6 protein-coding genes and 12 tRNA genes are annotated in these 6,612 nt (G+C 46.7%); all 18 read right to left on the bottom strand.

The features are described from left to right. Positions 1–242: 242 nt before the first annotated feature. The 18 genes from ACTTK6_RS13385 to ACTTK6_RS13300 all read right to left on the bottom strand — a co-directional run bounded on the left by ACTTK6_RS13385 (position 243) and on the right by ACTTK6_RS13300 (position 6,546). Positions 243–319: transfer RNA gene (locus ACTTK6_RS13385), tRNA-Ile, on the bottom strand. A 46-nt stretch (positions 320–365) separates the two neighbouring features. Beyond that, positions 366–439, bottom strand: a tRNA-Gly gene (locus ACTTK6_RS13380). Between the two features lie 7 nt (positions 440–446). After that, positions 447–523 (bottom strand) — tRNA-Pro (locus ACTTK6_RS13375). Between the two features lie 27 nt (positions 524–550). Then, positions 551–627 (bottom strand) — tRNA-Arg (locus ACTTK6_RS13370). Positions 628–633: 6 nt separating this feature from the next. Next, positions 634–721, bottom strand: a tRNA-Leu gene (locus ACTTK6_RS13365). A gap of 21 nt (positions 722–742) precedes the next feature. Then, positions 743–828, bottom strand: a tRNA-Leu gene (locus ACTTK6_RS13360). 7 nt (positions 829–835) lie between these two features. Further along, a tRNA-Gln gene (locus ACTTK6_RS13355) sits at positions 836–910 on the bottom strand. Positions 911–926: 16 nt separating this feature from the next. Then, positions 927–1,002, bottom strand: a tRNA-Asp gene (locus ACTTK6_RS13350). An 18-nt stretch (positions 1,003–1,020) separates the two neighbouring features. Further along, positions 1,021–1,096, bottom strand: a tRNA-Val gene (locus ACTTK6_RS13345). A 5-nt stretch (positions 1,097–1,101) separates the two neighbouring features. Further along, positions 1,102–1,176: transfer RNA gene (locus tag ACTTK6_RS13340), tRNA-Glu, on the bottom strand. Between the two features lie 8 nt (positions 1,177–1,184). Then, positions 1,185–1,275 (bottom strand) — tRNA-Ser (locus ACTTK6_RS13335). A 2-nt stretch (positions 1,276–1,277) separates the two neighbouring features. Continuing rightward, positions 1,278–1,352, bottom strand: a tRNA-Asn gene (locus ACTTK6_RS13330). Between the two features lie 169 nt (positions 1,353–1,521). Then, positions 1,522–1,971, bottom strand: coding sequence for a SprT family protein (locus tag ACTTK6_RS13325; protein WP_462833651.1), 450 nt, complete (start codon positions 1,969–1,971; stop codon positions 1,522–1,524). Positions 1,972–2,028: 57 nt separating this feature from the next. After that, positions 2,029–4,188, bottom strand: coding sequence for a Tex family protein (locus tag ACTTK6_RS13320; protein WP_462833649.1), 2,160 nt, complete (start codon positions 4,186–4,188; stop codon positions 2,029–2,031). Positions 4,189–4,357: 169 nt separating this feature from the next. Continuing rightward, a complete protein-coding gene (locus ACTTK6_RS13315) occupies positions 4,358–4,960 on the bottom strand; it encodes a PP2C family serine/threonine-protein phosphatase (RefSeq protein WP_462833647.1) in 603 nt (200 codons plus the stop codon). Then, entirely contained in the window at positions 4,960–5,766 is an 807-nt protein-coding gene (gene sigB / locus ACTTK6_RS13310; protein ID WP_079475028.1) for an RNA polymerase sigma factor SigB, read from the bottom strand. The genes ACTTK6_RS13315 and sigB overlap by 1 nt, the downstream gene beginning before the upstream one ends. After that, the gene (gene rsbW / locus ACTTK6_RS13305; RefSeq protein ID WP_079475027.1) at positions 5,720–6,211 is read right to left on the bottom strand and encodes an anti-sigma B factor RsbW; all 492 of its coding nucleotides are present in this window, start codon (positions 6,209–6,211) and stop codon (positions 5,720–5,722) included. The genes sigB and rsbW overlap by 47 nt, the downstream gene beginning before the upstream one ends. Then, the gene (locus ACTTK6_RS13300; protein ID WP_079475026.1) at positions 6,211–6,546 is read right to left on the bottom strand and encodes an STAS domain-containing protein; all 336 of its coding nucleotides are present in this window, start codon (positions 6,544–6,546) and stop codon (positions 6,211–6,213) included. The genes rsbW and ACTTK6_RS13300 overlap by 1 nt, the downstream gene beginning before the upstream one ends. Positions 6,547–6,612 lie beyond the last annotated feature (66 nt).

The following is a 6,612-nucleotide window of genomic DNA, read 5'->3' as shown; positions in this document are numbered from 1 at the left end:
CCAGCGTTCGTCCTGAGCCAGGATCAAACTCTCCGTAAAAAGTTTGATGCTGTGGCATCAGTGATGCCCTAAAAAAATGTTGCTTTTGATTGGGGCTCTGGCTTGTCTTTCCTTTTCAAAGAACGATCTGTCGCTCAAAAAAGCAACTTAAACAATTTAACACGGTGTGTTTTAACTGTCAACACTTTTTAAAGTGACAAATATATTATAACCTTTAAACAACTAAATGTCAATGGAAATAATGGTGGGCCTGAGTGGACTTGAACCACCGACCTCACGCTTATCAGGCGTGCGCTCTGACCAACTGAGCTACAGGCCCACAGGCACAAAAAAATAACTTAGAATTATTTATTTTTTTGTAGTAATGGAGCGGGTGATGGGAATCGAACCCACGACATCAGCTTGGAAGGCTGAGGTTTTACCACTAAACTACACCCGCAAATACATGGTCGGGAAGACAGGATTCGAACCTGCGACCCCTTGGTCCCAAACCAAGTGCTCTACCAAGCTGAGCTACTTCCCGCAGATGCTGCTGAAAAATATAAGTAAATGGTGCGCCTGAGAGGACTTGAACCCCTGGCCTTCTGATCCGTAGTCAGACGCTCTATCCAACTGAGCTACAGGCGCATATTATGGTGCGGTCGAGAGGACTTGAACCTCCACGGGATAAACTCCCACTAGGCCCTCAACCTAGCGCGTCTGCCGATTCCGCCACGACCGCGTACACCGATAATTTATATAATGGTGCGGGTGAAGGGACTTGAACCCCCACGTCACAAGGACACTAGATCCTAAATCTAGCGCGTCTGCCGATTCCGCCACACCCGCGTGTTGTTGGCTGGGCCAGCTGGATTCGAACCAGCGCATCACGGGACCAAAACCCGATGCCTTACCGCTTGGCTATGGCCCAATGTATTGGGTAAAAATGGCGGGCCTGACGGGATTTGAACCCGCGATCTCCTGCGTGACAGGCAGGCATGTTAACCACTACACCACAGGCCCTAAAGTATATAATGAAAATGGTGGAGGATGACAGGATCGAACTGCCGACCCCCTGCTTGTAAGGCAGGTGCTCTACCAGCTGAGCTAATCCTCCGTAAATGGTGACCCGTACGGGATTCGAACCCGTGTTACCGCCGTGAAAGGGCGGTGTCTTAACCACTTGACCAACGGGCCAGAGTAAATGGCGGAGAAGGAGGGATTTGAACCCTCGCGCCGTTTACACGACCTACTCCCTTAGCAGGGGAGTCCCTTCAGCCACTTGGGTACTTCTCCAATGGCTCCGCAGGCAGGATTCGAACCTGCGACCAATCGGTTAACAGCCGATTGCTCTACCACTGAGCTACTGCGGAATGTGAGCATTTCTTTTTTTGAGACAAAGAAAATTCTACAAGATCTATTATGTAATGTCAATACGCTTTTGAAAGGGAATTTAAAGCTTTTTTTGCCGCTTTTTGAAGCGCCCTCTCTCAAGCGACTTTTATAATGTATCACATCGAAAAAACGCTGGTCAAGGTTTTTCTATATTTTTTTTAATGTTCCTTTGCAGGCTGCGCAAACATATTTTCGCGTGTCCAACTGCCTCGCTCTTTCAAATGAAATTTGGCAATTTCTGCAGGCGTACCGATAACGTTTTTTCTGCTTTACCCGGTATTGTTCCAAAGAGCGGCAGTGCCTAACTCCCCCCACATACTTCAGCAGTGTCCGGAAGTCGTTGTCTTTATGCTTATACCCTCTCCCTTCCAAGTGTAAATGATAATGGCATAATTCATGTTTTACAATATTAATTACTTCCTGCAGGCCATAACTTTCCATCGACTTTGGATTCACTTCAATATTTCCTGTAGCAAGCACATACCTCCCTCCCGTAGTCCGCAGCCTTCGGTTAAACGATGCACTATGCTTAAAAGGCTTTTTAAATTCTTCTAGTGATATTCGCTTCGTTAAAGCTGTCAGTTCTTCATCAGACATTGTCTGCCTCCTTTAAAAAACAGAAGGCACGCGGCCCTCTGCTTCTTCAGTCTAGACTTAGTTTACCATCGTTAATGCTACCCGTCCCCGCTTCTGATCAATATCTTCCACCCAAACCGTAACTATTTCTCCTACCGACACCACCTCCATCGGATGTTTGATGAAACGATTGGCAAGCTTGGAAATATGCACAAGCCCGTCTTCTTTGACACCTACATCAATGAATGCCCCAAAATCTACTACGTTACGGACCGTCCCCTGAAGCTCCATGCCCTTTTCCAGATCATCAAGGGTCATAATGCCTTTTTTCAGGAGCGGTTTCGAAAATGTATCACGAGGGTCCCGGTTCGGTCTCTTTAAATCTTCAATAATATCCTGCAGTGTAGGAACGCCTACTTCAAGTGCTTCAGCCAACTGAGACACCTGTTGGTTTTCCAGAGCCTCTTTCATTTCTTTTGTGCCCGCCTGCACTGCTTCAAGCTTCAGGTAGCTGAGCAGACGCTCTGCTGTCTGATAGCTCTCCGGATGAATGGCCGTACGATCGAATGGGTTTGCCGACTCCGGTACCCGCAAAAAGCCTGCTGCCTGTTCGTATGTTTTCGCCCCAAGTCTCGGAACCTTCTGCAGCTCCTTCCGGCTCGTAAATCCTTTAAGCTCCTCTCGCTGCTTGATCACATTGTTTGCGACTGCCTTGGAAAGACCCGCCACGTATTGAAGCAGGCTGCCCGAAGCACTGTTAACATCTACTCCTACCTGGTTCACTGCCGTTTCCACGACAAATGTCAGCGACTCATTTAATTTAGCCTGCGAAACGTCATGCTGGTACTGGCCGACCCCGATGGACTTCGGATCTATTTTCACGAGTTCTGCCAGAGGATCCTGAAGCCTGCGGGCAATAGAAGCAGCACTGCGCTCTTCTACCTGCAGTTCCGGAAATTCTTCACGCGCGACCTCTGAAGCAGAATAAACACTCGCTCCAGCCTCGTTTACAATAATATATGAAACATCCGCCTTCGTCTCCTCAACGACTCCGGCGATAAACTCTTCCGTTTCCCTCGAAGCTGTCCCGTTGCCAATAGCTATCACCTGTATTTCGTGCTTTTCAATTAAGGCGAACACCGTTTCCTTTGCTTCAGTTACTTTATTTCTTGGCGGAACCGGATAGATCACTCCCACCTCAAGCAGTCTTCCAGTTCCGTCTACGACTGACAGCTTGCAGCCGGTACGGTAAGCTGGATCTACGCCCAGTACGATTTTCCCCTTCATCGGAGGCTGCAGCAGGAGATTACGAAGATTTTCGGAAAATACGGAGATGGCCTGAGTTTCTGCTTCCTCTGTTTTAGCTTTTCTCAGCTCCCGTTCCACTGCCGGTCCGATCAAACGTTTATAGCTGTCTTCGATCGCTTCGTTCAGCTGAGGAACAACAGGTGAGCCAAAGCGCTTTACTACCTTTTTCTCTATAGCGGATAAAATTCTTTCTTCCGGCGCTTGAAGGGAGATCTTCAGGATACCTTCACTTTCCCCGCGGTTCATGGCCAACACCCGGTGAGACGGGGCCTTGGCCAGCGCTTCTTCATGATCGTAGTACATGCTGTAAATGCCGCGTTCATCTTTCTTTTCATCTTTGGCTGCTGAATGAAGCCTGCCTTGTTTATAGCTGAGCTCACGGATGCTGCGGCGAATATCAGCATCGTCGGCAATCTGTTCAGAAATAATATGTCTTGCACCTTCAAGTGCTGCTGCTTCGTCCACTACTCCCGCCTCTTCATTAACATAAGCCTGCGCTTTTTCCTCCGGCATGCCTTCTTTCGGCTGGTCCATAAGCCATTCCGCTAACGGGGCAAGCCCTTTCTCTTTTGCTGTTGTTGCTTTCGTTCTTCTTTTCTGTTTGTAGGGACGGTATAAGTCTTCCACTTCTTGAAGCTGCACGGCTTCGTTGATAGATTTTTTTAACTCCGGCGTTAACTTTTCCTGTTTATCAATCAGCCGCAGTACTTCTTCTTTACGCTCTGCTAACTGATTCGCATAATTCCAGGCCTGCTGAACGTCCCGAATGACTGTTTCGTCCGAGGCGCCTGTCTGTTCTTTACGATAACGGGCAATGAAAGGTACCGTGTTACCCTCTTCAATCATATGTATAATGTTTGTGACATGTTTTTCCCGTATTTGAAGATTAGAAGCTATCCGGGTCGTAACACTATTTATTTCTTTTTCCATTTACACTTCCTCCTGTCTAGCGCACCATCCATTAAAATTTATGCCTACTTGTATTATGACACACGCCTGCATGTATAAAACACAACTTCATCATAACATCAAAACGCATACCCTGCTTTTTCCTTTATGTACAAAAAACCCCTTCACCACCGGCAGTGATAAAAGAGGTTTAACCTAATGAACCGACCATTAAAGTAACATCATCGTTTTCATTTTCAGCTTTTTCAGCGAGTTTATTTTTGTATTCTTCTGCCGATTGCATGTAAGGCAAACTACGCTGGTCTTCAGAAGAAACAGTCATTCCGTCCGAGTGAAGCACAAAAGAGACGCCCTTTTCAAAAGGAACGTATTCGAGCCGGTACTGAAATTTCCTCCCCGAAAGATATCCCTTTGTCGGAATGGGACGAAAAATGTCTTCATTGTCAGCGCTGATATAGCAAGTAATGTTGCCGATGCTTCCATAAATCAGTTCCTGCTCTTTATAGCAGACTTTAATTATTGCAAGAACCACTCCCCGTTCAGAAACGAGCGCACGGTTACAGCGCTCTAACAGCATAGGAATGGCCTCATGTTTATGCGCTCTGATAATATTCATTGCAATCTCCGCGGACTGCCTGGCACCTTCACCGCTTCCCAGGCCATCCGTCACAGAACAGAGAAAGAAGTCTTCTGTTTCTACTATGAGATAGCTGTCCCCGCAAACACGGTTGCCCGGCTTCGTTTTTTGAAAGACCGCGGTATTCACTTGTGTATTCGAGGTAGAGTCCGTCATTACAGGCACTCCGAAGGCTCCACTCTTATAGATTCACGCAGTTTTTGCAGAGCCCTTCGCTGCAGCCTTGAAACATGCATTTGGGAAATTCCCAGCTGCTCTCCTGTTTCTTTTTGGCTTAAGTTTTCAAAATACGTGCATCTTAGAATTTCTTTTTCTCTGTCTGTTAAAACAGCAAAAGCTTTTTGAAGCAGCAGCTGCTGATCTGTTTTTTCATACCCTTCTTCGTTGGCACCGACGAGGTCTAGCAGGGTGACGGCACTGCCTTCCTGATCTGCTTCAATGGAACGGTCCACAGATAAGGCCTGATAGCTTTTGCCCATTTCCATCGTTTCAAGAACTTCTTCTTCGCTTACTTCAAGGTACTCGGCAATTTCGTCCACATACGGAGAACGCTGCAGGCGAGTAGTAAGCTCTTCCACTGCTTTTTTAATTCTTGGCCCGAGTTCTTTAATACGGCGCGGGACGTGCACACTCCACGTTTTGTCACGGATAAACCGTTTGATTTCCCCTACAATGGTTGGAACCGCGAACGATTCAAAGCTTCTCTTAAAAGAATCGTCAAAACGGCGCAGCGCTGCTAGAAGCCCAATCATTCCTACTTGATATAGGTCGTCATCGTGATCCTGTCCCCGGGAAAACTTTCTCGATAAAGACTGCACAAGCGGTTCATAATGCTCTACAAGTTTTGTTTGAATTTCTTCTGTGGGATCTTCCTGGAACTGGCGGATCCATTCATAAACTTCTTCACTCGTGCCATTATTTTTGTTCTTGCGCGTTTGTTTCGGTTGAGACTCCGTCGACATTGTTTTCCACCTCGTCTCTTTGCAGAAACTTTGTCATAGAAATAGCCACTCCATTTTCGCCGCTGATTTCTACTTTATCCATCAATGTGTCTATGAGGAACAGTCCAAGTCCCCCCTCTTTTAATTCATCGATCGGCTTCTTGCTGTCTACGGGACCCAGATTTTGATCCAGTTCTTCAAGAACAAAGCTTTGGCCGGTGTCTGCTACCACCATCTCCACCCGGTCTTCAAATACATTACAGGACAGATTCATATTGCCGGTTTCTTCGTATGCATGGTTCACCACATTCGTGCATGCTTCCGCTACTGCAATTTTAATGTCCTCAATGTCATCGTAAGAAAAACCGAGGCGGTTTGCGAGTCCAGAAACTGTCAGCCGGGCGATTCCCACGTATTGAGGCTTGGCCGGAAGGGTCATTTCCAAATAATCTGACTGACGTTCCATTATTTGGCCTCCTCTGTATTTTCATCATCAATAGTAATCACTTCATCAAGTCCGGTAATGGTAAACAGGCGCTTCACCCGTTCATTCAAACCTGTCAGGCGCAGTGTGGCGCCGTGGTTTTCAGCTGACTTTAAAGCGCCGATAAATATACCAAGCCCCGTACTGTCGATATAACTTACGTCTGTCAGGTCCACGATCACTTCTACGCCCTCTTCTTCCGTCAGCGGGTTCAGGTTTGCTTTCAGCTCCGGAGCCGTATAAGCATCAACTTCTCCAGCCACTCTTAAAATTTTCTTTTTATCTGCTTTCTCTATCACTTCTGTCGATAAATTCATTTAGTAAACCTCCTCATAACCATGCTGCTATATATAAATTACGATTTTTTACTTGTGCATCTTTCT

Source organism: Marinococcus salis (assembly GCF_054971365.1).
Note: the sequence above shows the minus strand (reverse complement) of the source record. Positions and strands in the feature narration are given on the sequence as shown.